Here is a 25,135-nt window from a genome sequence, read left to right as displayed (position 1 = left end):
AAGCCCGTCGGCCGAGCCGGCGGGCTTTCTTATACTTCGCTTTGTTTCCGTCCGAGTATGTCTACCGCGACAGTTCCGCCTTGAATTTCCTGGTGAGCACCGGGACGATCTCAAAAAGGTCTCCGACTATACCGTAGTTGGCGATGTTAAAGATGGGAGCATCCTTATCCTTGTTAATCGCCACGATAGTCTGCGAGGTCTGCATACCGACGAGGTGCTGGATGGCTCCGGAGATCCCCACGGCGATGTAGAGCTTCGGGTTGACGGTCTTTCCGGTCTGGCCGACCTGCTGCGAATAGGCAAGCCAGCCGGCATCGACGACGGCTCGGGAGGCGCCGAAGGCTGCACTGAGCGCGTCAGCCAAATCGCGCACCAGTGCTGCGTTCTCCGGACCCTTGATGCCGCGACCAGCCGATACCACGATGTCGGCCTCGGCAAGGTTCTGTGACCCGGCCGATTCCACCTTGACCTCCGTTACCGTAGCGCGGGACTGAAAGCATGACTCGTCGACGGTTTCAGATACAACCTCACCGGCGCCGTCCGACGACTCGGGGAATATCTTCGGGCGTACGGTGGCAAAAAGCGGCCCCCCGGCACTCCGCCCGACGACGCGCTCTATGACCGAACCGCCGTAGCTGGGTCTGGTAATCTCCAGCCTGTCGCTGTTCGCCTCCACACCGGTTACGTCGGACACCATAGCTCCGCCCGAAAGAGCCGCCAGTCGGCTGAACAACGCTTTGCCGTAGAAGGACGCAGGCCCGAGCACGAGATCGGGTGCATGTCGCGAGATCATTTCAGCAATGACCCGGGCGTAGCTCTCGTCGTTGAAGTACTTCAGAGCAGGGTTGGACACTGCAAGTACCTTGCCGCCTCCTCTTGATGCAATCTTCTCGGCCGGTGCCTGTGCGTTGTCGGCAAGTACGGCCGTGCTGATCTCTCCGCCGAGCGACTTGGCCACCGTGATTACCTCAAAGGTAGCCGATGCAACCTTACCGTCTTTCTGCAGCGCAACTACAAGTATCTTCATTCCGTCACCCTCTGATGTGCAGTAACTTGGCTCGTAATATAGGCTTCGCTCCCGTGCCAGGCAACTCTTTTCAAGCGCCGGGTCGCAGTTTCTCAGGCGGAGCAGACGGCTCAGGGGCGCCGGCCCCGAGATAACGTTCGAATATCCGCTCGATGTCCCGAAGTGTTTCAACTCTGAACAACAGGGGCCGCAGCTTGGCGGCACCCCGAATGCCCCTGACCTGCCAGCCGAGGTAGCGGCGCATCATCCGCATACCCCTCTGTTCGCCGTACTCATCGCGCATGAGACGGGCATGGACCAGGGCCAGTTCCACGATCTGGGGGATGGTCGGCGGCGCCGGCTCCACACCGGTTGACAGCAACTGGTTGATCCGACGGAATATCAGCGGATCGGTCATTGCCGCTCGCCCGACCATGACAGAGTCGCAGCCGGTTTCTTCCAGCATGCGCCGAGCGTCTTCCGGAACACGAATGTCGCCGTTGCCAATCACCGGGATGGATACGGCCGATTTCAGCCGGGCGATTGCCGACCAGTCGGCCCGACCGGCAAACCCGCAGGAACGCGACCGAGCGTGCAGCGTTACGGCGCTGACACCCTCCTCCTCGGCCAGACGGGCCACTTCGATATAGACGGGGCTCGATTGCTCCCAACCGGAACGCATTTTGACAGAGACCGGGGTGGTGCCGGCGGCCGTGACCACGGCGCGAATGACCCGCCTGGTCAGGCCGATGTCCTTGAGCAAGGCCGCCCCGCCGTTTTTGCGAACCACCTTTTTCACGGGGCAACCGAGGTTGATATCGATAAGGTCCGGCCTGAAGCGTTCTACAGTGATGGCGGCAGCTTCGTGCATAACCGCCGGGTCGGCACCAAATAGCTGGATGCCAATAGGTTGCTCGTCAGGCTTGAAACGCATCATGGCCAGCGTTTTGGCCTGAGACCGAACGATGCCATCGGCCGAGACCATCTCCGTAAACGCCATGGCGGCTCCGGCGCTGATGGCCAGGACGCGAAACGGTCGATTGGATACACCGGCCAGCGGGGCCAGGAGGGCCCGCCCGGTGAGGTTTAAGTTTCCCACCGTCATGCCGACAATATACTAAGGTTGACCATGTTCAACAAGTGATGTTGCAACAAGATACAGAGCCCATGGGTCTATGGCCGTCACGGCCCTGACGGAACAAAACGCCACTGGCAGATAACAGGAAAGGAACCCTCAATGGCTGAGATCGTAGTCAGATTTGAAGATAAGGTCATCGAGCGGATCGTCACCGAGAAGAAGCGGCTCTCCATCGGGCGCACTCACGACAACGACATCGTCCTGGAAAACCGGGGTGTCTCCCGCAAACACGCGATGATCGAATTCAACGACAATGCCGCCGTGATCATCGACAACGAATCGCTCAACGGCACTTTCGTCAACAGCCGCAAAATCACCGAGGAAGTGCTCCGCAACGATGACACCATCACCATCGGCAAGTACTCTCTCGTCTACCACAAGGAATCCACGGCCCGTGCCGATGACATGGCCAACATGGACGGGACGATGGTGCTGAACACGAAGAAGCAGAAGAGAATGCTGGAGGACGACCGCATGGAACGGCAGATGGTCGCCAAACACGGCGGATCCGTCCTGACCGGCGAGGAGAACACTGAGTTCTCGGAGTTCCGGCTGGACCGGGAGGTGACCACGATCGGCCGGGCGAAGTTCGTGCACGTGAAGGCAAAAGGGTTCATGATCTCGGGCATTCAGGCCAAGGTCGTGAGCGAAAACAACGGTTTTGCACTGATCAACCTCGGTAAGAAGGGCAAGACGAAGGTGAACGGCGAGTCGATTGAGCGCTGCGTGTTGAAGAACGGTGACCTGGTAACGGTGGGCAAGTCGACGTTTAAGTTCGTTGAAGGCAGGACTGCATGAGGTGTGCGCTGATATCGGACATCCATGCCAATCTTGAGGCCCTGCAGACGGTTTTCCGGGACATCGACGAGCAGCACCTCGACCGCGTCCACTGCCTGGGCGACGTGATCGGATACGGGTGCAACCCGGTTGAGTGTCTCAATCTGGTCGTTCGGCACTGCGACATCAAGCTGCTGGGCAATCACGAGTACGTCGCACTCGGCCTGCTCGATTGGAGCCACCTGAACAAGGTGGCCAGGGATTCGATGGCCTGGACGGTAAGCCAGCTGGACGATCGGGAACTAGCTCAACTGGCGGATTTCGAACTGGATGCCACCATCCACGGTGCCTACCTGGTGCACGCCTCTCCGCGCCAGCCGGACCAATGGCACTACATTATGACGATTAGTGAGGCCAAAGGCAGTTTTGAGTGCTTCCCGCAGCAAACGGCATTCTTCGGCCACTCTCACGTGCCGCACATTTATTCAGCATATCCCGACGGCACCTACGGCAGCAAGGTCGGTCATGATTTCAATCCCGATCCCGAGGGACGCTACCTTGTCAACGTCGGCTCAGTGGGACAGCCGCGAGACAACGACCCTCGCTCATCTTACGTCATTTACGATTCGAAGCAACAGGAGATCATCTTTCGCCGCGTGGAATACGACGTGGGGCTGACGCAGAAGAAAATGAAAGAGGCAAGCATACACAAAATGCTCGCCGACCGGTTGGTAGTCGGACGGTAAGGAAGGACACCATGGCCAGATATTCTTCATACGTTCTCTATCTCCTCGTTGCCGTGTCCATTGTGATCCTGTATGCGAACGGCTTCGGGCCCATGGAGTCAATGCAGCGATCACTGAACGACGCTCTGTGCAGGCTTACGGCACCGGAGGGCGTCCGGCCCAACGTGTCGCTGATCATGGTCGACGGCCGCGCACAGGACTCGCTGGGCTCCTGGCCCTGGAATTACGACCTGATCGCCGACCTGACCGCCGCCGTGGCCTCGGGCAATCCGAAGGCCATCGTGCTGGACTTTGACCTGCCGGAAGACGCCACCCAGGACTCGGCCGGCTTCACCGACATTCTGGCCGACCAACTCTCGTGGATCGATAACGCCATCCTGCCGTACGACATCGCCCTGGCGACCTACCGATCGGGCAAGACAAGCAACCCGCCGTACCTGTTTAATAATTCCATTACCACGGACAATCCGCTCGGCGTGCTCAGTGAAGAATCGTCGCTGCTGGCGAGAAAGATCTTCCTGCCGGCCGAAAAGCTCCTGACCCACAAACCCTACATCGGGTTTGACTACGAATCGCCGGACGGCGACCACCTTCTGCGCCGCCACTCGCTTGTCATGAACTACGAGGGGTTCTACTACCCCTCGCAGAGCCTCCTGGCCGCGGCGGTCTCCCTCGGTATTCCTCCGGATCAGGTACAGGTGGTGGAGAAGGAGGCCATTCTGCTGGGCCGCCAGCGCACCATCCCCATTGACGATGCCAGCCGGTATTTCATCCGCTTCGCCCGAGGCACCCCCTTCGAGCGCTACTCAGCGGCCGACGTCCTGACCGGGAAGTTCGACTTCACCAAGCTTGCCGGCAAGACGGTTCTTGTCGGAGTCGACGAGCCGCGCTTTACCGAAACGTTTCGCACCCCCTTCAGGGAGGATACGCCCACTCTGTGGGTAAAAGCGACCGTCATCGAGAACATCCTCAATAAGAACATGGTAACGGTCAGGGAAGAACGAGCCCTTGTCGACGCGTTCATTCTGGTAATCCTGGGCGTCCTGTGCGCCTTCGTTCTTCCGCGCCTCGCGCTGATGTACCGCATGGTGGCGCTCGGCACGTCCGTGATTCTGCTCGCCAACGTCAACTATTTCATGGTGAGTTCCTTCGGAATCATCCCGCAGACGGTATACGTGGCCCTGGAGCTTTTCCTGTTCATGGCCGCCGCACCGCTGCTTGACAGCCGGTTCATTACCGGCGAAACGAGGGCAAAAGCCGGCCCGCCCAAAGCCAGCGTGCCGATCGCCGCGGCGGGCCAGCCGCGCACAACGCGGGAGGACATCCCGGTGCGCCAGATCCGTGACTCAGCTTACGACTCGGCACGCATGGAGACCCGGGCTATTGATCCTCACAAACCGATCACGCCGCACGGTCTGCCTGACGACTACCAGACAATCAACATTGACGAGGAGGTCACCGAGGTCCAGCAGACAACCGTAACGCCGGCCACGACCGGGTCGGCGGCGACGGTCTCCCCTGACATCGCCGGCTCCGGGTCGGTCGAAGACGAGCAGGACTATGTCGCTCCGGACGGCTTTCAGATTGACGAGAGCGGCGAAACCGCCATGGAGCCGGAAGGTCCGGACAGCCGGAAAGTCGGAGTGCCCACCGATCCCGGCGAGGTCAAGCACCTGGGTCGCTACCAGGTCCACAGTGTCCTGGGCAAAGGCGCCATGGGCCTGGTGTACAAGGGAATCGACCCGGCCATCAACCGCCCCGTCGCTCTCAAGACGATCCGGCTGGACTTCGTCAACGACCCTGAGGAAATGGCCGAACTCAGGGAACGGCTGTTCCGCGAGGCGCAGGCAGCCGGCAAACTGTCTAACCCGAACATAGTGACGATTTACGACGTCGGCTCCGAAGGACACCTTCAGTACATTGCCATGGAGTATCTCGAAGGCCACACGCTCGAAGAGATGATCAAGAAGAAAGTGAAGTTCAACTACCGGATCATTGCCCAGATCATCACCCAGATCTGCAACGCTCTCCACTATGCACACGAGCAGGGCATCGTTCACCGCGACATCAAACCGGCGAACATCATGATCCTCAAGGATTATCGCGTAAAGGTGATGGATTACGGTATCGCCCGTATCGATTCCAATTCCATGACCAAGACCGGCATCGCCATGGGCACACCGAACTACATCTCGCCCGAGCAACTGAAAGGTAAGACGATTGACCGGCGGGCCGACATCTTCTCCCTGGGCGTCGTCATGTACGAAATGCTACTCGGGCGCCGGCCGTTCAGGGGCGAGAACATCACGTCGCTCATCTATGCGATCCTTCACCATGAGCCGGAAAAGCCGTCAAACGTCAACCCGCAAATACCGCTGCTGTTCGATCACATCACGGCAAAAGCGTTGAAGAAGGAGCCGGCCGAGCGATACCAGAAGGCATCGGAAATAAACGTCGACCTTCATGATTTCGTGGAATCCTTCGCGGCTCGTTAAGCTGCGGAGACGGCCAGGATACAAGACGGCCCGCTGCGCCCGGAGGCGGCGGGCTTTTTTGTGGTTCCGGGCGGGCAGACAGTGACGCCCACCGGTCGCACCGGGACCGTATCGTCGGCATCCCGATTCTCAGGTTCAGTCGGCCGGACGATCCTCTTCTTTTTCAAGGATTTCCTCCGCCAGCGAGAGCGCCACGCCGGAAAGCATGGCCTCCACTCCGAGCTGGGTGAAATCCGACGAGATCAGATCCCGGCTCATGCCGGCGTACAGGGAACAGGAGGCGCCCCGTTCGACCACCAGGCCTGACAGCCGGCTGGCGGTCTCGGCGACAAAGGTCACTTCGGCCAGTTCCTCGGAGACCACGTACCCCGTGCAGTTGTGCAGTTGCAGGTGGCTGTTGCCCGTGTAGATGACCACCAGCATGCCCCGCGAGCGGCCCAGCGTCACCTCCGGATACACTTCCAGCACCAGGATGCGCTTTTCTTCCGGGTTGGTGACCTTGAGGCGGTAGTGATCCTTCTCGTATATGATCCTCTCCGCGCCCAGTACCTTGCCGATCTTCTCGACGTCACTCTTGCCAAAGCCTGTAGTCATTTTTTGCCTCAGGAGATGCGCCGCCGGGGCGGCGTTGTCACTTATCTCCCTTACTGTCAGACTTTCCTGACTTGACCGACGTGTCGGACGTCTTATCCTTGTCGGGGTCGATCGACCCCTTGATTTCGTCGGTCGTATCCTTCATCGCCCTTCGGAATTCCTTAATTCCCTTGCCCATGCCCTGCGCGATCTCCGGCAGTCTCTTGGCACCGAACAGCAGCAGGACAGCAAGAAAAATCAGCAGCAATTCCCATGGCCCAAGTCCGAACATATAACCATCCTCCCAGGATTCTCGCTCTCGTTACAAGTACCACCAGCGGAAATATACTATTACGAGCAAAATAAACAGCACCGACATGAAATTAATCTTGAACATAAGGCCGACGGTGAATGATACGGCATAAAACTCCACCTGGAAAGGCGCAAAACCGATCTGAACCGACTTCGAGAAGACCGTCTTGGCGGCGCCGGGCGGCAGAAACGTGCCGATGATGTCTCCCAGCAGGCCCCCCACTACGGCCCCCAGAATCAGAGCCGTGATAATAAACGTCAGTTCGCGCCGTTTCACGGCTGCCTCGCCAGATTGGGATTCGGTTTCGCCGCCCGCAGCGACTCGAAGACCTTAAGACCGTCCGCGGACCCGAGGATCTTTTCAACCGCCCGCTCCGGGTGAGGCATCATGCCCAGCACGTTGCCCTCGGCGTTGGAAACGCCGGCAATGTTGTTGACCGAACCGTTGGGGTTGGCCTCGTCCGTCGTACGCCCCTGGCTATCCACGTAGCGAAAGACCACCTGTCGCGCATCTTCCAGCCTGCGAATGTCACCCTCGAAATTGTAGTAACTGCCTTCCCCGTGCGCAATGGGGACCATGAGCACGTCCCCGTCCGCGCAGGCGGAGGTAAAGCACGTATCGCTCCGCTCGACGCGGAGGTATACTTGGCGGCAGCGAAAGCGAAGGTGACGGTTGCGGACAAGGGCTCCCGGCAGCAGGCCGACCTCGGTCAGCATCTGAAAGCCGTTGCAGATGCCGATCACAAGGCCGCCGGACCGGGCGAAACCGACAACCTCATTCATGATCGCTGAGAAGCGTGCGATAGCGCCGGCGCGCAGGTAATCGCCGTAGGAAAACCCGCCCGGCAGAATGATGACGTCACATCCCTTAAGGTCCGACGAGCGGTGCCACAAAAACTCAACCTCGTCGCGCAACACGTGGCGCACGGCGGCGTACGCGTCGTAGTCGCAGTTGGACCCGGGAAAAGTGACCACGCCGAATTTCATCGCAGGCGCTCCACGCGATATTCTTCGATAACCGGATTCGCCAGCAACCTGGAGCAGACGTCATCGATCTGCCGGTCAATGTCGGCGGCCCCGGACTCGATTTCCAGTTCAAAGAACCGGCCGGAGCGCACCGATAAGAAATCACCGTACCCCATCTGGTTGAGCGCTTTCTGGATGGTCACCCCCTGAGGGTCAAGAACACCGTCCTTGAGGCTTACGTAGACAATCGCCTTCTCGCGTGCTGGCATCGTGTCAGTCCTTTCCCGCCGTTCGTCGGGGGTGCGGGCGACCGGTGACCTTACCGACACCGACGGTAAACAACCGGTAGAATTCTCGCACTATACCGGACAATATATACAATCCCACAAACAGAAACAATAAAACTCTATAGTTGAACCATCTGCCGCTGACGACCAGCGTGATAACCATCACCAGGACCGTGCCGACGACAAAGGCAAGCTTGAGTCGCTCGCGGAGCGAATGAAAACGATCCGGCAGACTGTCATACTCCACCTGCGAAACCATGAGAAACGAACACAGGACAATCGTTGAGACCAGGAATTCATCGTACCGCAGGCCACCCCACAGGTGATAGCAGGCAATGATGAAAGAGACCAGGGCAAAGGCCGCCGCGGGAACGGGCAGCCCGACAAAGTCCTTCTTCTCTTCCGTGTCGGCCATCAGGTTAAACCGCGCCAGACGGTAGGAAGCCGCCATGATGTAAACAATGGAAATGATCCAGCCCCACTTGCCCAGGGCGCTGAGCCTGGTGGCGTACACTACCACCGCCGGAGCCACGCCGAACGAAAGGAAATCAGCCAGAGAATCAAGTTCCAGGCCGAACTGGGACGTCGTGCGGCTGATACGGGCAACTTTGCCGTCAAGGGCATCGAGAAACCCGGCCAGAACAATGAACCAGCACGCCGTCGTGACGTTCCCTTCGAAGGCCGACAGAATGGCCAGGAAGCCGCACACCACGTTGCCCATGGTGAACGTCCCCGGAAAGATGCCCCGGTTAATCGACATTCTCGCTTCCCGTGACAGGGAGTACCCCCGCGGCCTCCACCCGACCGACGAGGCGGCCGAGGACGGTGCTGCCGCCCAGCACGTGATCGCCGGTCCGGACCTCGACCCTGGTTTTGCCGGGCAGGATGAGATCGGTGCGGGAACCGAACCGGATAAGGCCGCACCGCTGGCCGGCGGCAACGCTGTCTCCCTGGCTCAGACGGCAGACAATCCGCCGCGCGATCACCCCGGCGATCTGCTTGAAAACCAGCCTGTGCCCGGAGTGCGCGGTCATACCGATCTCGGTCTGTTCGTTGACCTCAGACGCCTTGTCCTTGTAGGCAGCGACAAACCTGCCGGGATTGTATTTTACGTACGCTACTGTTCCCGAAACCGGTACCCGGTTGACGTGCACGTCCAGAATCGATAGAAAGATCGATATCCGTACGGTGTCGTCTCCGGCAAACGGGTGGTGCTCCGACCTGGTGATTGCAACGACCCGCCCGTCGGCAGGCGATACGATCGTATCGGCCTGCTCCGTGAACGTCCGCTCGGGGTCACGGAAAAAGAACGCCGTGCCCAGCGTCAGCAATCCGAGCAGCAGGCACAGAACCGGCAGCAGCAGGCCGCCGAGCGCAAGGGCACCCCACAACAGGACGAGCGTGAGTGCAAGCCCGACCAGGACAAATGGTATGCCTTCCCGCGCCATCATGAGCCGAATACCCGGCGAAAAATCTTGCCGACGTGCTTCGTATAGTATGAAAGGTCAAAACAGTCGTCTATTTCCGGCAGGGAAAGATATTTCCGGATTTCCTCGTCTCGGCGGACCAGGTCCCGAAACGACCCCTTGCCGGCCGTGGCCAGCAGGCCGTTGCGCTGGACCATGCGATAGGCCTCGTCGCGTGAGCCGACCGGCCCGGCCAGTTTCAACAGCAGCCGCTGGGAAAAGACTAAGCCACCGGCCCAAAAGATGTTTTCGAGCATGCGCTTTTCGTTGACAGTCAGCCCCCGGAGCAGCTCGATGAACTTCTGCAGGTCGTAGTCGATGATGATAACGGCATCGGGAATAATCACCCGCTCGACCGAAGAATGGGCGATATCCCGCTCGTGCCACAGGGGAACGTTCTCCATCGCGGACACCGCATAGCCGCGCAGGAGCCGCGCGATTCCGGTGATCCGCTCGGCCGTGATGGGATTCTTCTTGTGCGGCATGGCCGACGAACCCTTCTGCCGTTTGCCGAACCCCTCGAACATCTCGCCGATTTCCGTGCGCTGCAGGTTCCGCACCTCCGTGGCAAACTTCTCCAGCGAAGAGGCCATCAGGGCCAGGGCGGTGATGTACTCGGCGTGGCGGTCCCGCTGCACTACCTGGGTCGATACCAGCGCCGGCGCCAGCCCGAGCCGCCTGCAGACGGCTTTCTCAACCTTCGGGTCAAGGTTAGCGTAATTGCCCACTGCCCCGGAGATTTTCCCCACTGATACGGATTTCGTCGCGGCCTTGAACAACGCGCGCCGGCGCTTGAGTTCGGTATACCAGACGGCGAATTTCAGTCCTACCGTGGTCGGTTCAGCCAGGACGCCGTGTGTGCGCGCGATGCAAGGGGTAGTCTTATGCCTGTGGGCGAGTTTTCGGATCAGCCGAAGCGCCGAGTCAACCTTCTTGTCGATAATGGCCGACGCCCGCATCATGCGCAGCGACAGCGCGGTGTCAAGCACGTCCGATGACGTCATGCCAAAGTGCAGATACCGGGCATCTTCCCCCACCGCCTCCGAGACCGAGGTCAGGAAGGCGATAACGTCGTGATTGACGTCCTTTTCGATCTCGTCAATGCGGGCTATGTCGAAATTCGCCTTTTTGAGAATGCTGCGGAAGGCCTCTTGAGGAATGATCTTGTAGTAGGCCATGGCCCGTGCGGCCTCGATTTCGACCTCCAGCCAGCTGTCAAACGTGGCCTCCCTGGTCCAGAGCGCGCCCATCTCGGGCAAGGTGTACCGTTCAATCATTGATTCTTGCTCGCCTTCCTGAAATCGCTGAGAAACTTCTCCAGGCCGATGTCGGTCAGCGGGTGCCGAATCAGGTTACGAATCACGGCCAGCGGCATGGTAATCACGTGGGCGCCCATGCGGGCGGCCTCCACGGCATGCATGGGATGCCGCACCGACGCGACGATCACCTCCGTGCTGAAACCGTAGTTACCGTAGATCGTGACAATCTGCGATACCAGGTCCATGCCGTCGCTGGATATGTCGTCAAGCCGGCCCACAAACGGCGATACAAAGGTCGCCCCGGCCTTGGCCACGAGCAGTGCCTGCATCGGACTGAACACCAGCGTGGCATTGGTCATAATCCCGCGACCGTTCAGTTCCTTTATCACCCGGAGGCCTTCCAGAATAGTGGGTATCTTAACAACGATGTTGTCGCCTATGGCGGCCAGTTCCTCGGCTTCGCGGATCATGCCGTCGGTGTCGGTCGCGAGCACCTCGGCGGAGACGGGCCCCGGGACAAGCTTACAGATTTGAGCCAGCAGTTCCCGGTACGGAGTGCTCTCTTTGGCGGCCAGCGACGGGTTGGTCGTCACACCATCAAGCACACCCATGGCCGCGGCTTCCTTGATATCGTCGAGGTTGGCGGAGTCAATGAAGAATTTCATGTGTCGTATCCCATGCTAATAACCTACAGATACAAGATAGAGACCGTGCGCCGGGGCGGTGAACACGACCCGTATCTCACTGGGAGCCAGTAAAATATCTCTGAACCGTGACAAAGTCAAGTTTTCCGGGTGGCGGTCCCTGCGTATCCGAGCCAGATTGACCATCGCCCCGACCAGCGACCGGACCATCCCGTGGAGAAACCGATCCGCCCTGATCTCGTACACCAGCAGCGAACCGACCGACCGCCACCGGGAAGATCCTACCCGGCACACGTTACTGTCTTTCCGCGATGCCGTCACGCAAAATGGCGCGAAATCATGCTCACCCGGCACCAGAGATGCCGCCCGGCACAACAGCTCCTGGTCCAGATCCTCCTGGTGCCAGCGAAAATGCCGGTGAACTGCCGACGGCTCGGCGTCGATCAGGTACCGATACCGCCTGAATCTCGCGTCAAACCGGGCATGAAACTCCAGGGGCACATCGACTGACTCCCTGACGTGTACGTCATCCGGCAGATGGAAATTGACAGCCTGCTTGTATCGTGCCGGCTCCAGCCGGTGCTCGATACGGAAATTCGCCACCTGGCCCAGCGCGTGCACCCCGGCATCCGTGCGGCCGGCTCCGATCAGGTTGACCCGCTGACCCGTCGTCCTGTAAATGGCCTCTGTAAGTTCACCCTGAATCGTTCTCTGGTCGGTCTGCATCTGCCAGCCCGCATACTGCGTACCGTCATAGTCGACAGTCAATCTGATATTCCGCTCGGCCATACTCAGCGCATAATCCAGTATAACAGACTTGTTGCCAGACAGCTTGTGGCTATGAAAGCCCACTCTTTTCGACCTACCAGGGCCCGGCTGTAGAACGTCCTGGGCTGACCGCTCCGATAACCGCGCGCTTCGATGGCCAGGGCCAGGTCGTCGGCCCGAGCGATTGCCGTCACAAGGACGGGCACCAGAAGGCTGGAGGTCCGGCGAATCCTATTGACCAGCGAACCTGAGAAACTCACTCCTCGTATAATCTGGGCATGTTTAATGGCCATGAACTCACCATAAAGAATGGGGATAAAGCGCAGCGCCATGAACAGGATCAGCCCCAGATCGTCCACCGGGACGCGGACTCTTTTCAATGGCCTCAGCAGCCGTGTGACGGCTTCAGCAAGCTCCGAGGGCGAACTGGTGAGCGTGACAAGGAAAGCCATGGACAGAAAGAGCACTAAGCGAAGCGAAAAGAAGGAGGCGGTCATCAGGGCTCCACTGGTGACGTCAAAGCCGAGAAGCGTGAACTGGACCGCGGTGTCGCGGCCTGAAAACACCAGGTGGTAAGCAAACGTAACGGCCACAATGATCAGGACCGGCCGGAAGTTTTGCATGAGCGCACTCAGCCCGACGCCGGAAGCGATGAGCCCGGCCAGCAGGGCTCCCAGTATCACCACGTAAAAGAGCAGAGATTCGGTGAGAAGCCCGAGGACTAACACCAGCAGAACCGGCAACAGCTTGGCACGGGCGTCCAGGCTGTGAAGGAACGAATCAAGCGGACGGTATTGCCCCAGCAGTATCGAATTTGATCGCAGCATCTTACATGTACCCAGGAGCGGAAAATATACCGTATGCGGACGGAAAGTCAACCGCCCGGACGGCGCTCCGGCGGCACGCCTTCACGCAGGCCGACCCGTAGAATACCACACTGCGCGCAAGGACGCCTTCGTTTCCTGCGGCGGGCGGCATAGGCGACAAGATAGACGAAGGCGACCATCACCGCCGCCGCGATACCCATATCCTGCCAGAATACGCTCATGACTACGCCAACCGCACGATAAGCTGGTACGCCGCCAGCGCGCACAGGTAGGCAAGAGTGGACATGTAAGCAAACGTGGCCACCGGGTACCACCAGCTGTTGGTTTCCTGCCTGATGGTCACAAGGGTTGCCCCGCACTGGCAACAAAGCGCAAAGAAGATCGTTATCGAAAGTGCCACCGCGACCGTGAAAAGGGGCTGCCCTTTCTTCGGTCCGTCGTCCCACGTGGCTCGCCGCAGCCGGGCGACGAGCGACGGGCTGCCTTCGCCAAGGCCCTCTCCGAGGTTGAAGATTGTGCCCAGGGTGGCAATAATCACTTCCCGGGCCGGGAAAGAAGCCAGCGTCGCCATGGTCACTTTCCAGTCCCAGCCGAGGGGACGAAATACCGGCTCGACCGTGCGGCCGATGCGGCCGAAGTAGGAATTCCTGAGGTTGGCCCCGGCCTGCTCGGCGCCTATCGCCTGCCGGGCCTGTGTGAACGTGAGGTCGGTTTCTCGACGCTCAACCAGGAGCCGCACAAAATCCAGGCTCGCGCCGTCGGATCGGTACAATTCGCCGGCCGTTCGATCCAGCTCCTCAAGTGAAGACGTCGACGCAAGGCTCTGCCGGACCTGCTCGACACGGACAGACGGCGTCTGGGGACTCCGGTTCTCGAGCGAAGAGAGCCTGCCCTGGATATCAGCGATGCGAGCGTTGTATTCCTGTCCGAGAGCCGCTTGCCGGAACTCGAAGGGCTGCTGCAGGTCCGGCGGCCTCGGATAGTAGCTCAGAGCCCATATGATGATGGTGATGGCCAGAATGAGGGTGCCGGCTCTCACGACGAAGGAACGGGCACGGGCGTATACGCGAATGTAGATCGAGCGCGGGGTCGGCAGTTTGTAACTTGGCATCTCCAGCATGAAGGTACCGCGCCGGGACGGCAACAGCGTCTTGCTCAGCACCAGCGATACCAGTACGGCCACCGATATGCCGAGCAGATACAAACCGGTGAGCACCAAACCGCGCGAGTTGAACAATCCCCAGTAGGACCTGTGGGGGATAAAGGCGGCGATCATGATAGCGTAGACGGGAAGTCGCGCCGAGCAACTCATCAGTGGCGAAACCAGGATCGTGATAAGGCGCAGCTTACGGCTCTCAATCGTGCGTGTGGCCATGATGCCCGGAATGGCGCATGCGAACGACGAAAGCATCGGAATAAACGACTTGCCCGACAGGCCGCACCAACTGAACATGCGGTCGACCAGGAAAGCCGCACGCGGCAGATACCCGGAGTCTTCGAGCAGGGCGATAAAGAAAAAGAGGATGACAATCTGCGGGAGAAACACCAGCACTGAGCCTGCGCCGCCTATGATCCCGTCGGCCAGAAGTGATCGCAACGGTCCGGCCGCCATCACGCTCTCGACCTGCCCGGCAAAGCCGCTGAACAGCCGGTCGATAGTAGTCATCGCCGGTTCCGCCCAGCTGAATACCGACTGGAACATCAGAATCATCAGGGCGACCAGGATAACCGGTCCGAGCAGGCGATGAAGGAGCACGCGGTCCAGCCTCTCAGTGATTGAATCCCTGCCGGTTTTCGGGGCGATAACCGCCTGCGCGGCCACCTCGGCTGCTGAAGCGGTCAGAGGCAAAGTCTCGGCGGCCGAGAGAGATCCGAAGCTGTCGATCAGCCGCTGCCTGCCTCCGGCCAGAACGGCCCTGCCGGCCTGTTCTTCCTGCCGCAGAAAACTCCCCTCAGCCGGTCCCGCAACGTCAAAGAGCACTCGCAGGTACTCGGCATCTGATCGCCGGCCGTTGTTCGACGCGCTCTTCAAGGTCTCAACCACGTTCATGACCCGGGCATCGTACCACTGCTGCCCCGGCCCCGTTTCCTCCGTCAGTGTCCGGCCAATCGCCCGTTTGAGGTCATCGATACCCCTGTTGCGGCTGCCCACAACGGGGACCACGGGGACTCCGCCAAGCCGCTCGGAGAGCACCGCGGCCTCGATTCTCAAACCGCATCGCCAGGCCACATCCATCATGTTAAGCGCCACCACAACCGGCCGGCCGAGTTGAAGAATCTGAAACAGCATGTAAAGGCCCCGCTCCAGATTGGTCGCGTCCAGAACATAGACGATGACATCAGGAGACCGCTCATCCTTGACGTGCCCGAAAAGGACGCCTGCCGCGATATACTCGTCCGGAGAAAAAGCGGCCAGGGAATACGCACCCGGAACGTCGACCAGCGTAAAGCGGCTTTCCGGGCAGGAGCGTATGCCGAAGCGTCCTGAGACCCTCTCCACCGTCACGCCCGGATAGTTGCCCACCTTTTGCCGAAGGCCGGTGATGGCATTGAATATCGTGGTTTTCCCGGAGTTAGGATTGCCGCAGATGGCAACCGCCACGTCGCGCGGGGAAACGGCACTGTCGGGGCGAACGTTCATGTATACCGCCGGCCTCTTTGAGCGCTAATCCTGTAACTCTACGAGCACGAGGGATGCCTCGCTGCGCCGAAGTGACAGACAGGACATCCCCACCTGAATCTCAAGCGGATCCTGAAGCGGTGCGTTCCTTACATGCGTAATACTCCGGCCCGGCACCAGACCCATTTCGACCAGCCGACGCGCCACGGTGGAATCGTCCGTGAATCCCACTATCTTACCCCGTTGCCCGGGAACCATCCTGCTCAGATACGTCATGCTTTCTCACCCTGTACCAAGATGTATTCTTGCTTTTCCGGTCCGCCTGCCCGGCCGAACCCTTTCTCCAGCGTGGTCAGTTCAGAAGCTCTTCTTCTGACGCGCCGCCGTCGTTCTGCCGGCATGACTTACAGACGCCGTGTATTTCGACCTTTACGCCCTCAACCGCAAAACTCTCTTTTCGCGCCGTCCGGCGAAGTGAGCCGGTCACGTCATCCATGCCGAACTCGACGACCTTCTTGCACTTCAGGCAGTAGAGGTGGCCGTGCGGCCTGCGGGTAATACGGTCGTAGCGAGTCACACCGTCACCGAGGTTCACCTCTTCGGCCAGACCAACCTTGCAGATCAGCTTGAGATTCCGCCAGACCGTGGTATACCCGACCGACTGATCACTGGCGCGAACGCGACGATACAGTTCGTCAACCGTCACGTGCCTGCCGAGGTCGAAAAAAGCGCGGAATATCAGTTCCCGCTGCGGGGTCACCTTGAACCCCCTGGTCCTGAGGAGCTCTTTCATTGTATCGCCTCCAGGTCAGTTATCGGTCAAATGAAATCGAATTTCAATTTCATTTAACCCATTTGAGGCAAAAAGTCAAGTAATTCCGGAAACTTCGAGCGCCCCTCGTTTCGAAGTCCGCGGAGCGGACCCACAAAAAAAGGCCGCCAGCGGCAGGCGGCCCTGTTACGGTACGGATTTAGCAAAGACTACTTCAGAAACAACATCTTCCTGGTCAGGTGCCGGCCGTCGCTCTCCAGCCGGTAAAGGTAGACGCCGGAAGCGACTTGGCGTCCCCCGCTGCCGGTCCCGTCCCAGACGACCGTGTACGTTCCCGGGTACTTCAACTCATCAACCATGGTAGTTACCTTTTGCCCGAGCGTATTGTAGATGGTCAGGCGGGTGGCTACGAGTTCCCTGGGGTGGTTGCCGCCGCCTACCGTGTAGGTAACAGTCGTAACGGGGTTAAACGGGTTGGGATAATTCTGCGCCAGGGCAAAGCCGGCCGGCAGAGCATCATCAGCCCGGCGGTCTTCGACCGGCGTGGCAATGCCCTCGGCAAAGAAGCTCAGCACCCGCCGCATGAGGCTGTCGCGGTGATAAACGCCATACAGGGGGATCTCGTTTCCGAGGAACTCAAACCCGAAAGTCGTCAAGATCGTGCGGTATCTTTCGGAGAACGTCACGCCGCAGGTTCCCAGGTCAGTCCACACGTTGTAATCTTCGGACAGTTCGAATGCCGCCTGCCCGCCACCGACGGGTTCCAGGATCAGGTGAAAGGGACTGGGAGCATTATTGGCCAGGGCAAAGGCGGCGCCCTCGCCCACCGGGTTGCCGTCGACACCGTTAAAGCCAAGGCCGAAAACGTCGCTGCTGACCAGATTGGCGTGCAGGTAATCGGCCAGGAAGGCTGAGTCGAGCCCGTGAAGTTGGGATGCTGCGGTCATGCTGCTCAGGTACAGGTTGCCGCGATTATCAAGGAACTGCTTGAGCACGGAGACGTCGCCCGCCGTCAGTGTGCCGCCGTTCGCGCTACTGCCGGTGAACCACAGGACAAACGGGTAGGGGGCCAGGTCGCTATACGACGGCGAACTGGAACTCTTGTCCCAGACATCGTACGGTATGCGGAGCCGATCCAGGCTGTTCTCAAACCGGGATTCGTACGCCGCCCCTCCATCGTCGTCCACCACCAGCACCTGGGTTCTGCCGAGGCGCCACTCAAAGGTAAGCTCCTGCACGTACGCCCGGTCGCCTGACCCGGAAATCGAATCAGCCTCCAGCGTAAGCGTGAATCCGGCCTGGACCGTCACAAAATCAGCGGGCAATGAAAACTTGATCGGCACCTCGTTCCACGCGTCAAAAACGGGACTCAGCGTGGCCGCCGCTAGGGGGACGCCGTTCTGGATGAAATTCACGCCCGGAGCGTCGACCGACAACGTAAACGTCGGATCGTAGGCCAGCCTCATCTTGTTGCGCACCCTGAAGGACGCTTCGATGGTCTCGCCCGCCTCGACAATCCCGTTGCCGTTGCCGCCCGGGGCTTTATCCCGGAACCTGACGGAGTCTTTTGTTTCCGCGAAGACCACGTAAGGGCGAGAGAATTCTACATCCAGATCGGCATATATCACCGGACCCGAATTTCGGATGTTCCACACGGCGATGTCGGTGATGTCGCCGTCGTTGGTGCGCGAATCCGGTATGGTGTAAGCGTGGAAATTGCTGTTCCCCGTAATCCCCGGCCAGGGGTCGCCGGCGTCACTCGCGAAGCCGTAGTATAGATCCTCTTCCCCGTCCGCCTGCTCAAGGGCAACCCGATAGCGGTCGTGATCGTTCTGGCTCGCAACGAACGGATCAAAGTGGTAAATGCAAAGCCCGCCGCCGGGCAGGGACTGATCGAAACCGACTCTTTGGCGATTCTCCACGAGCCAGTACTCGTGGGCTGCATCGCCCGGAACCGTGCCGAGATGATAGATAACACCGCTCTCTTCCACCTGGGGTAAAGCAGCCTGCGACAGATTGGATTCGAGGTATGCGACCTCCCCAAAGTCCAGCATCAGCTTGCACCAGGCGTCGAAGTGCGCGGGAGAAGATCCGGGCGGTCCACCGTTCCAACTCCCATTAGCCATCATCGACCAGGAGCCGAGACCGCTACCTTTCTGAGCCTGAATCGGGTTGAGGTCATACAGATCAGGCAGACCGATGACGTGACCGTACTCGTGGCCGAACACGCCTATCGTCGAGAGACTGCCGTAATAGGACTCTTCAGGGTTTACCGTGTAATCCGATATCAAGACGTTGTCATAGTTTCGTAAAGGCGAAATGGTTGACTGGTGGGACCAGATGCCAGTGCCTGCGGACTCCGCCCCGGGCCCGGGGTGCACGACGATCACGCCGTCGACCCACGTATCGCCATTGGCGTAAAGACTAAAATCCACTCCGGCCGCCTCGGCGGCATCAACGGCGTGTCCGGCCAGCAGGGCGCCGCCGCCGCCAAGCCCGTAGTTGTCGCCTACGTACCACGAGTAGTCCTGCGGCATCATGTACCAGCCGAACACATCTCCCGTGATGACGAGTGCACCGTACGAGTTCTCAACGTAGAAATCGGTCATGGAGCCGGTCGGATAGGGGCTGGGATCGGTGCGTCGGTCGGAGAAGAGCAGGGCTTCGAAATCCGCCACCGTGGCCGACACGCCCTGACCGGAAGCTCGGTAGTCCGGGAACTCAACCAGGAGCACGACCACGTTGATGGTATCCACAACGTCACTGCCCAGTGCCGCCGCGCGAGCGGCCCGAAAAGTCTCAAGTGGAGAGTGTTCTCCTGGAGCGCAGCCTCCGGCCGCCTTGAAGGCCTGCCAAACAGCGACGTTCTCTTGCCACACTCCGTCGGCTATCCACTGTTCGGTGACCTCATCGGTCGGCGGCATCGCGTTCACAGGACCAACAATCAACGCAAGCGCGCATGAAACAAGAAGCGCCCTGCCCAATCCTCGAAGAATCAGCATCACACTTTCCTTTCCCAGATGTCCTTAACTTTTGATACGTAGCCGGGACACGGCGTGTTCCGAAAACCAATATAAGGCCCGGATGCCTACCGCAAAAGCAGCATTTTCCGGGAGCGCGATACGCCGTCGACTGTCAGGCGATACAGGTACACACCACTGGCAACGCCGTCGCCGGCGTCGCTGCGGGCATCCCATTTCACCGTGTGGCTGCCGGCCGAGAGGTAGCCGTCGCGCAGTTGCCGCACCCGCTGCCCGAGCACGTTGAAGACCTCCAGGTTGACTTCCGCACCGGAGAGAATCGAAAACGTGATTGACGTCGTCGGGTTGAACGGATTGGGATAGTTCTGGCCCAGCACAAAGGTGCCGGGAAGGCCGCCGGCAGACTCCTCGATACTGGTAACGATATCATACTTGTCCCTGGCCAGCCAGGCATTCCGGTACAGACCGGCTACGTTATCACCCGCCACGAGGGCGAAGGCCACTTCAATAGAGTCGAGCGCGGTAAGCGTGACGGCGCCGGATGATGCGACGAACATGAGGTCGCCGCGCAGGCTTGTGTCCACATCGTTCGTACTCTGAGATATCAGCTCGTACAGTTCGACGGACGAAAAGCCGATTTTTCCGGAATTGTTATCCAGCAAACTGAATGAATTCACATTGCCCAGGGCCACGAGGCCGACCACCGATGCCCCGCCCCCGCACTGGTAGATAAGCTTCATCTGGTCATCGTACACGACCTGATCAGCAGTGTCGGACAGGTCGAAATCGGCCAGGAAGCCGAAGCTCAGGCCGGTGAGCTTTTCCAGGGTGTTGTTAATGACGTGGTACTGAAAGATCACGGCCGCTTCGCCGTCGACGCCGGCGAAATCAACGGTGTGTTGATCAATCGTTACCGGGATCGGAATCTCTGAGTATGAATCGACGAAGCGGGCATGCCGGTGAAATGCCTGCTCCGAGTCAAGCAGGCCGGCACTGAGCCCCTGGATCGGGGTAAAATCTGAAGGCCTCAGCTCCCCGGTCAGATCTCGGATCGAACTTGACAGCTGCAGGTAATTCCGCCCGACAATCAACCCGGCTTCGTAAAGCAGGTTGCTCGATCCGGCGTAGCGAAATCCGTTTCCGGCCAGGTTGTATATCGAACCCGGAGCAAAGCCGAACTGCCCGAAGTCCGAGACCGTGAAACTGATATCGCCGGACGCGTGCTCGCCGATCGAGCCGGGTGGCGCATAGCCCACCGTCAGGCCCAACTCGAGAGTGTCGAGCACACCCCCCGTCGAATCAGCAAGGTAAAGGTTTAACGTAATCTCCTGCCCGTGCAAGGCAGTCGAGGCGAAAGTCAGTTGGAACGGCGCGTAGTTGATGGCCGTCGTACCACCGTCGCCGAAGAAGAACTCAGCATGATCGCTTGTGATGGAAACCGGCCCGCCGTCGTCAGCCTTCAGTATGCCCGTGAGGCTTTCAACGTTCGCGGATGCGTTGGTGAGAACCACCTGGAAGTCGAACCCTTCACCCGGGCAGGCGACACCGTCGCCGGAGATAATTGTGCCGGAAACGGCAAAATGGTACAGGCTTGACCTCGGCAGGTTCTCCAGCATCCGGACGGCATCGACGAGTCCATAGCCGTAAGCGTTATCCTCTCCGGCCGGCCCGAGGTCCTCGGCCGACTGAATAAGGGCCGACTTGATTTCGTCCACAGTCGCGTCGGGATTGTACTGGCGTGCCAGCAGAGCCAGCCCGGCCACGTAAGGAGCGGCCATCGACGTCCCGCTCATGACCGTGTAGGTTCCATCCTTGGAAGACGATCGCACGGAAATGCCCGGGGCGACAACTTCCGGCTTCTTCTGGTTGGCATCGCAGCGCGAGGGACCGCGGCTGGAAAAGTCGGCGATAATTTTACTGTTGCTGACGGCACCGACCGAGAACGTGTTGAGCGGACCGCTGGCCCGGTCGGCGGGGTCGCGGAGCGACTGCGGGGCAGGACCTTCATTGCCCGCGGCAAAGACGGCCAGGATTCCGGCCGCTTCAACGTTGTCTATGACCGTCGAAAAGGTCTGATCGCACGGGCTGAAGATGCCGGCCGGTATGCCCCAACTGTTAAGGATAACGTCCGGCACGTCGTTGGTCGTGCCCTCGTCGCCGTCCGGGTTGAGAGCCCATTGGAAAGCCTGAATGATATCGGAAACCGTCGCCGAGAGGGACCGTCCCTGATCTACGACTCCGGCCGTAATCCACTCGGCACCCGGGGCGACGCCGAAGGTGTCGGCAACCGTCGAGCCTACTATGATTCCCATGGTATGAGTGCCGTGACCGGCGTTGTCGTACGGCAGTATGTTCGGCTGGATCGGTGAAAACCAGGACGCCGACAGATCTGCGTGATTACCGCGCCATTTGGGAGCCAGCGCCGGGTGCGGTTGCTCGACACCGGTATCGAACGACGCCACCAGGCGTCCTGCACCGGTCAAGCCCAGCGCCCAGAGTTGAGGCACTCGCAAAAGCTCCAGCTGGCTGGACACGGTGGTGGAAAGCGACGGAGACGCGGAAACGTCCACCGGCTCGACGGCGATCAGCGGAACATCGGGAACGATCAGTTTCACTCCCTCAAACTGCGAGAGAAGATGGATGTCCGTAGAACTGATGGTCGCCGTGTAAGCGGGAACGATCCAGTGCCTTATCACCTCAGTTTTGGAGACCCGGCCGACAAACTCTTCGACTCTCTCAGAGCCCTGCGCTTTGAAAGACTGGAGGCGACGCAGAACTCCCGTAATTCTGGAGGATCGAGACAGGCCGGTCCGTCGGGTCATCATGGAGAGATCATCACGGGCGGCCTCGTCCTCCATAAATATCACGACCGTGACCAGGCTGTCGCCTTCGGTCTGATAATCTTCAAGCCAAGCGAGGCCGTCAGGTGAAGGAGGAATATCGTTCGAAAACGCGCTCCGGGCGAGCGTTATCACGACTACCGCCAGAAGAGCCGCCGCGAGTTTTCCGTACCGTACCTCCATCTCGTCTCCTTCCGTAAAGTCCAGAAGGTCTTTGAGCAAAGGCTGTGCCAGCCCCGACGGGGCGGGATTTCATGCACCCGGTTGCAGTCCGAAAGCGGGCGCGAAGCATAACCCATTGCATGGCAGGGACTTACCTGGGGGTTGGCCGAATTGTTCAAGGGATAAACTGCCTCACCCTCCAGTACCGTATTCTGCATACAGGTGACGGCAATTGCCTATCGTGACGGAACCTGCAGTTTTTGGAGCCCCGGCGTCTCGCGAAGTCGTATATTGGTGCCGATGGCATTCAGACCCGCCAAGCTATTCCAATCCGTCTCACCTGTAGTTCCGGTGCTGCTGCTTGCCGCTCTCATCAGAACGGTATACCTGGCGCAGTACCACGGACTTGTAGAATGGAACCTGCTGACCGTGGACAACTACTACCATCACAATTGGGCGCAGGTGATCGCGGCCGGAGACATATTCGGGGACACAACGTTCTTTCGGGCGCCGCTGTATGTATTTTGCCTGGCCGTTCTGTATGCGGTTTTTGGCCCGTCTCTGTGGGCCGCGCGGATATTCGGGCTGGGCGTCGGACTCGGCTCAATCTTCATGACCTACCTGCTTGGACGAAAGCTTTTTGGAAAAAAGACAGGCCTGATAGCTGCGCTGGTGCAGGCACTGTACCCGTCCATGATCTACTTCGAAGCCGAGCTTCTGCTGGACCCCCTGTTCATGCTCTTGTTCCAGCTAACCGTTTATCATCTACTTGTCTGGTACACGGAAAGGCGGTCCGACAAATTGTTCACGGTCGGCCTGCTGGCCGGACTGGCGGCCATAACCCGGCCTACAGCCCTTATCCTTGTCCCGGTCATCCTGTTAATCGTGCTGTGGCAGCGGGCACACTGGAAGCAGACCATCAGGCAGGCGGTATTGGTCGTCGCGGGACTGAGCGTATTGATAGGACCCGTGTTACTCAGAAACATTCTGGTCGCCGGTGATCCGGTGCTCATTGCTTCGCAGGGAGGGATCAACCTTTATATCGGGAACAACGACGAAGCCGATGGTTTGTCCGCCTTCATGCCTCAACCGCTCGGCTATGACTGGCGAATAAGCGATATTACCTACATCGCCGAGCGGGACCGGGGCCGCGAGCTCAAATCGGGAGAGGTATCGGCCTACTGGACGGAACGGGCGGTGCGATGGATTGCGGACAATCCGGTCCGTTTCGCCGGGTTGTGCCTCAAGAAGATGTATTTCAGCTTCTCGGACCGCGAGGTCTCCAATAATCGTTCCCTGCCGGTCTTCTTTCACAAGACGCCGGTGCTGCGTCTTAACCCCCTGTCGTTCGGCCTGATCTTCCCTTTCGCCGTCATCGGGGCGCTTGCCGGGTTCGCCCGGGATTCCCGGATACGACTTCTGCTCTTTGTCATGGGACTTTATGCTCTGACGTTTGCGCTGTTCTTTTTCGCCAGCCGCTTCCGGCTGCCGCTCATTCCCTACTATATCCTGCTGGGCGTCTTCGGCGCGACCGTCTGCATCAGGCACGTACGTCTGAAGGCGGCCACGATCCCGGGGCTGGCCGTCGCCCTGTTCTCACTGGGCGTGTTTGCTTTTTACCCGTTGATTTCATTGCCGACGAGCCGTCACACCGGCGACCTCTCCTCGGCCGGCCTCTACTATTACAACGTTGGGGATTACCGGCAATCGTTGCAGTATTACAGAGACGCCTGGCTGAGAGACCCGCATTTCCCCGGAGCCGGCCTGAACGTGGGAGCCGCCTACTATCGCCTGGGCGCGGCTGACTCGGCACGTCACTATTTCGAGTTGGAGAAACAGGAGCATCCCGAACGCGCCGATGCCTACAGCAACCTTGCGTCGCTTTATCTCGTCAACGGCCAGTACGAGGCGGCGCGGCGGGAGGCCCTGGCCGCCCTGGAGCGAAAGCCGTACGAGCTTACGCCCAATACGATTCTCGTGCGCGCGGCCGCCGTTGACACGACGGTAGACGTTGACAGCCTTTACCGGACCGTGCAGGCCGCCGCCCGCGCCACCCACGATAACCTCTACCTTCTGAACGAGGCGGCGGTGTTTCTCACCGATCGGGGTGAGCACGCGAAAGCTGAATCCCTGCTGCTTCGAGCAGCGCGATCCGAGCCGGTCCCGGTGGAGATCGACGACCTGGCGTTCAGCCGGCTGTTCATGACCGAGCGGGCACGATTCGTTCGGGAGAAGGCGAAAGCATATCACCAACTGGCGTTCTTAGGGGGGATCAATGGGCTTTACGGACAGGCAATCCGGTACGGCCAACTGGCCATCACGACGGACCCGCAGTTTGCCGACGCTTACGTGAACCTCATAACCGCGCACGCGGCACTCGGCCACCTGAACACGGCTGACTCCGTTCTCCAGGTGGCACTGGTCCGTTTCCCGAACCATTCCGCCTTGCGCGAGATCCGCGACCACCTCCAATAAGAAAGGCGGGATCGCCGGAGC

Annotated in this window: 23 protein-coding genes; 4 read left to right on the top strand and 19 right to left on the bottom strand. The window is 59.6% G+C overall.

Translation table 11 applies throughout. From position 1 onward, the window contains the following. Positions 1–61 precede the first annotated feature (61 nt). Together VMY05_08295 and dusB are read right to left on the bottom strand one after the other, a co-directional pair. A complete protein-coding gene (locus tag VMY05_08295; protein ID HUV31069.1) occupies positions 62–1,027 on the bottom strand; it encodes an electron transfer flavoprotein subunit alpha/FixB family protein in 966 nt (321 codons plus the stop codon). Positions 1,028–1,097: 70 nt separating this feature from the next. Beyond that, positions 1,098–2,111, bottom strand: a complete 1,014-nt coding sequence (gene dusB, locus VMY05_08290) for a tRNA dihydrouridine synthase DusB (GenBank protein HUV31068.1) — start codon at positions 2,109–2,111, stop codon at positions 1,098–1,100. A gap of 132 nt (positions 2,112–2,243) precedes the next feature. Here dusB and VMY05_08285 point away from each other — a divergent pair, with 132 nt between their 5' ends. Genes VMY05_08285 through VMY05_08275 form a run of 3 tightly spaced genes read left to right on the top strand, consistent with a single transcriptional unit; the run spans position 2,244 to position 6,162 of the window. After that, on the top strand, positions 2,244–2,942 hold the full coding sequence (locus VMY05_08285; GenBank protein HUV31067.1) for an FHA domain-containing protein: 699 nt from the start codon (positions 2,244–2,246) through the stop codon (positions 2,940–2,942). Next, the gene (locus tag VMY05_08280; protein HUV31066.1) at positions 2,939–3,667 is read left to right on the top strand and encodes a metallophosphoesterase family protein; all 729 of its coding nucleotides are present in this window, start codon (positions 2,939–2,941) and stop codon (positions 3,665–3,667) included. The genes VMY05_08285 and VMY05_08280 overlap by 4 nt, the downstream gene beginning before the upstream one ends. Positions 3,668–3,678: 11 nt before the next feature. Further along, the gene (locus VMY05_08275; GenBank protein HUV31065.1) at positions 3,679–6,162 is read left to right on the top strand and encodes a serine/threonine-protein kinase; all 2,484 of its coding nucleotides are present in this window, start codon (positions 3,679–3,681) and stop codon (positions 6,160–6,162) included. Between the two features lie 135 nt (positions 6,163–6,297). On the opposite strand, the gene VMY05_08270 is transcribed toward VMY05_08275, so the two are convergent. The 17 genes from VMY05_08270 to VMY05_08190 all read right to left on the bottom strand — a co-directional run bounded on the left by VMY05_08270 (position 6,298) and on the right by VMY05_08190 (position 22,660). Beyond that, positions 6,298–6,756: a hypothetical protein gene (locus VMY05_08270; protein HUV31064.1), complete on the bottom strand. Its 459-nt coding sequence runs from the start codon at positions 6,754–6,756 to the stop codon at positions 6,298–6,300. A 37-nt stretch (positions 6,757–6,793) separates the two neighbouring features. Continuing rightward, positions 6,794–7,027, bottom strand: coding sequence for a twin-arginine translocase TatA/TatE family subunit (locus tag VMY05_08265; GenBank protein HUV31063.1), 234 nt, complete (start codon positions 7,025–7,027; stop codon positions 6,794–6,796). A 30-nt stretch (positions 7,028–7,057) separates the two neighbouring features. Further along, positions 7,058–7,324, bottom strand: a complete 267-nt coding sequence (locus tag VMY05_08260) for a DUF4321 domain-containing protein (protein ID HUV31062.1) — start codon at positions 7,322–7,324, stop codon at positions 7,058–7,060. After that, positions 7,321–8,034 (bottom strand): phosphoribosylformylglycinamidine synthase subunit PurQ, encoded by a 714-nt coding sequence (purQ, locus tag VMY05_08255; GenBank protein HUV31061.1) that lies wholly within the window; start codon positions 8,032–8,034, stop codon positions 7,321–7,323. Before purQ ends, VMY05_08260 begins: the two co-directional genes overlap by 4 nt. Next, positions 8,031–8,282, bottom strand: a complete 252-nt coding sequence (purS, locus tag VMY05_08250) for a phosphoribosylformylglycinamidine synthase subunit PurS (protein HUV31060.1) — start codon at positions 8,280–8,282, stop codon at positions 8,031–8,033. The genes purQ and purS overlap by 4 nt, the downstream gene beginning before the upstream one ends. 4 nt (positions 8,283–8,286) lie before the next feature. After that, positions 8,287–9,060 (bottom strand): CDP-diacylglycerol--serine O-phosphatidyltransferase, encoded by a 774-nt coding sequence (gene pssA, locus VMY05_08245; protein ID HUV31059.1) that lies wholly within the window; start codon positions 9,058–9,060, stop codon positions 8,287–8,289. Then, on the bottom strand, positions 9,050–9,751 hold the full coding sequence (locus tag VMY05_08240; GenBank protein ID HUV31058.1) for a phosphatidylserine decarboxylase family protein: 702 nt from the start codon (positions 9,749–9,751) through the stop codon (positions 9,050–9,052). The genes pssA and VMY05_08240 overlap by 11 nt, the downstream gene beginning before the upstream one ends. Next, positions 9,748–11,043, bottom strand: coding sequence for an adenylosuccinate lyase (gene purB / locus VMY05_08235; protein HUV31057.1), 1,296 nt, complete (start codon positions 11,041–11,043; stop codon positions 9,748–9,750). The genes VMY05_08240 and purB overlap by 4 nt, the downstream gene beginning before the upstream one ends. After that, positions 11,040–11,690: a fructose-6-phosphate aldolase gene (gene fsa / locus VMY05_08230; GenBank protein HUV31056.1), complete on the bottom strand. Its 651-nt coding sequence runs from the start codon at positions 11,688–11,690 to the stop codon at positions 11,040–11,042. The genes purB and fsa overlap by 4 nt, the downstream gene beginning before the upstream one ends. A 15-nt stretch (positions 11,691–11,705) precedes the next feature. Next, complete coding sequence (truA, locus tag VMY05_08225) at positions 11,706–12,458, bottom strand: tRNA pseudouridine(38-40) synthase TruA (GenBank protein ID HUV31055.1); 753 nt, start codon at positions 12,456–12,458, stop codon at positions 11,706–11,708. A 2-nt stretch (positions 12,459–12,460) separates the two neighbouring features. Next, positions 12,461–13,264: an energy-coupling factor transporter transmembrane component T gene (locus tag VMY05_08220; GenBank protein HUV31054.1), complete on the bottom strand. Its 804-nt coding sequence runs from the start codon at positions 13,262–13,264 to the stop codon at positions 12,461–12,463. 47 nt (positions 13,265–13,311) lie between these two features. Beyond that, positions 13,312–13,485, bottom strand: a complete 174-nt coding sequence (locus VMY05_08215; protein HUV31053.1) for a hypothetical protein — start codon at positions 13,483–13,485, stop codon at positions 13,312–13,314. A gap of 2 nt (positions 13,486–13,487) precedes the next feature. Next, complete coding sequence (feoB, locus tag VMY05_08210) at positions 13,488–15,905, bottom strand: ferrous iron transport protein B (protein ID HUV31052.1); 2,418 nt, start codon at positions 15,903–15,905, stop codon at positions 13,488–13,490. A gap of 24 nt (positions 15,906–15,929) precedes the next feature. Further along, positions 15,930–16,160: a FeoA family protein gene (locus tag VMY05_08205; GenBank protein ID HUV31051.1), complete on the bottom strand. Its 231-nt coding sequence runs from the start codon at positions 16,158–16,160 to the stop codon at positions 15,930–15,932. A 76-nt stretch (positions 16,161–16,236) separates the two neighbouring features. Then, on the bottom strand, positions 16,237–16,677 hold the full coding sequence (locus tag VMY05_08200; GenBank protein ID HUV31050.1) for a transcriptional repressor: 441 nt from the start codon (positions 16,675–16,677) through the stop codon (positions 16,237–16,239). A gap of 188 nt (positions 16,678–16,865) precedes the next feature. Next, positions 16,866–19,658, bottom strand: coding sequence for a M6 family metalloprotease domain-containing protein (locus tag VMY05_08195; protein HUV31049.1), 2,793 nt, complete (start codon positions 19,656–19,658; stop codon positions 16,866–16,868). Positions 19,659–19,744: 86 nt separating this feature from the next. Beyond that, a complete protein-coding gene (locus VMY05_08190; protein ID HUV31048.1) occupies positions 19,745–22,660 on the bottom strand; it encodes a S8 family serine peptidase in 2,916 nt (971 codons plus the stop codon). 279 nt (positions 22,661–22,939) lie between these two features. Between VMY05_08190 and VMY05_08185 the strand changes: the two genes are divergently transcribed. Beyond that, positions 22,940–25,114, top strand: a complete 2,175-nt coding sequence (locus tag VMY05_08185) for a glycosyltransferase family 39 protein (protein HUV31047.1) — start codon at positions 22,940–22,942, stop codon at positions 25,112–25,114. Positions 25,115–25,135 lie beyond the last annotated feature (21 nt).

The sequence above is a fragment of the Acidobacteriota bacterium genome (assembly GCA_035529075.1).
In the GTDB taxonomy this organism is placed as follows: domain Bacteria; phylum Zixibacteria; class MSB-5A5; order GN15; family FEB-12; genus DATKXK01.
Note: the sequence above shows the minus strand (reverse complement) of the source record. Positions and strands in the feature narration are given on the sequence as shown.

What these genes read in the sequence shown, in the direction of transcription:
- VMY05_08295 (HUV31069.1), bottom strand. Translation starts at nt 1,027, where the DNA reads ATGAAGATACTTGTAGTTGCGCTGCAGAAAGACGGTAAGGTTGCATCG.
- VMY05_08185 (HUV31047.1), top strand. Translation starts at nt 22,940, where the DNA reads ATGGCATTCAGACCCGCCAAGCTATTCCAATCCGTCTCACCTGTAGTT.
- VMY05_08215 (HUV31053.1), bottom strand. Translation starts at nt 13,485, where the DNA reads ATGAGCGTATTCTGGCAGGATATGGGTATCGCGGCGGCGGTGATGGTC.
- VMY05_08205 (HUV31051.1), bottom strand. Translation starts at nt 16,160, where the DNA reads ATGACGTATCTGAGCAGGATGGTTCCCGGGCAACGGGGTAAGATAGTG.
- purQ (HUV31061.1), bottom strand. Translation starts at nt 8,034, where the DNA reads ATGAAATTCGGCGTGGTCACTTTTCCCGGGTCCAACTGCGACTACGAC.
- dusB (HUV31068.1), bottom strand. Translation starts at nt 2,111, where the DNA reads ATGACGGTGGGAAACTTAAACCTCACCGGGCGGGCCCTCCTGGCCCCG.
- purB (HUV31057.1), bottom strand. Translation starts at nt 11,043, where the DNA reads ATGATTGAACGGTACACCTTGCCCGAGATGGGCGCGCTCTGGACCAGG.
- VMY05_08270 (HUV31064.1), bottom strand. Translation starts at nt 6,756, where the DNA reads ATGACTACAGGCTTTGGCAAGAGTGACGTCGAGAAGATCGGCAAGGTA.
- VMY05_08275 (HUV31065.1), top strand. Translation starts at nt 3,679, where the DNA reads ATGGCCAGATATTCTTCATACGTTCTCTATCTCCTCGTTGCCGTGTCC.
- VMY05_08195 (HUV31049.1), bottom strand. Translation starts at nt 19,658, where the DNA reads ATGCTGATTCTTCGAGGATTGGGCAGGGCGCTTCTTGTTTCATGCGCG.
- pssA (HUV31059.1), bottom strand. Translation starts at nt 9,060, where the DNA reads ATGTCGATTAACCGGGGCATCTTTCCGGGGACGTTCACCATGGGCAAC.
- feoB (HUV31052.1), bottom strand. Translation starts at nt 15,905, where the DNA reads ATGAACGTTCGCCCCGACAGTGCCGTTTCCCCGCGCGACGTGGCGGTT.
- VMY05_08285 (HUV31067.1), top strand. Translation starts at nt 2,244, where the DNA reads ATGGCTGAGATCGTAGTCAGATTTGAAGATAAGGTCATCGAGCGGATC.
- VMY05_08190 (HUV31048.1), bottom strand. Translation starts at nt 22,660, where the DNA reads ATGGAGGTACGGTACGGAAAACTCGCGGCGGCTCTTCTGGCGGTAGTC.
- truA (HUV31055.1), bottom strand. Translation starts at nt 12,458, where the DNA reads ATGGCCGAGCGGAATATCAGATTGACTGTCGACTATGACGGTACGCAG.
- VMY05_08240 (HUV31058.1), bottom strand. Translation starts at nt 9,751, where the DNA reads ATGATGGCGCGGGAAGGCATACCATTTGTCCTGGTCGGGCTTGCACTC.
- VMY05_08280 (HUV31066.1), top strand. Translation starts at nt 2,939, where the DNA reads ATGAGGTGTGCGCTGATATCGGACATCCATGCCAATCTTGAGGCCCTG.
- VMY05_08200 (HUV31050.1), bottom strand. Translation starts at nt 16,677, where the DNA reads ATGAAAGAGCTCCTCAGGACCAGGGGGTTCAAGGTGACCCCGCAGCGG.
- VMY05_08265 (HUV31063.1), bottom strand. Translation starts at nt 7,027, where the DNA reads ATGTTCGGACTTGGGCCATGGGAATTGCTGCTGATTTTTCTTGCTGTC.
- VMY05_08220 (HUV31054.1), bottom strand. Translation starts at nt 13,264, where the DNA reads ATGCTGCGATCAAATTCGATACTGCTGGGGCAATACCGTCCGCTTGAT.
- purS (HUV31060.1), bottom strand. Translation starts at nt 8,282, where the DNA reads ATGCCAGCACGCGAGAAGGCGATTGTCTACGTAAGCCTCAAGGACGGT.
- fsa (HUV31056.1), bottom strand. Translation starts at nt 11,690, where the DNA reads ATGAAATTCTTCATTGACTCCGCCAACCTCGACGATATCAAGGAAGCC.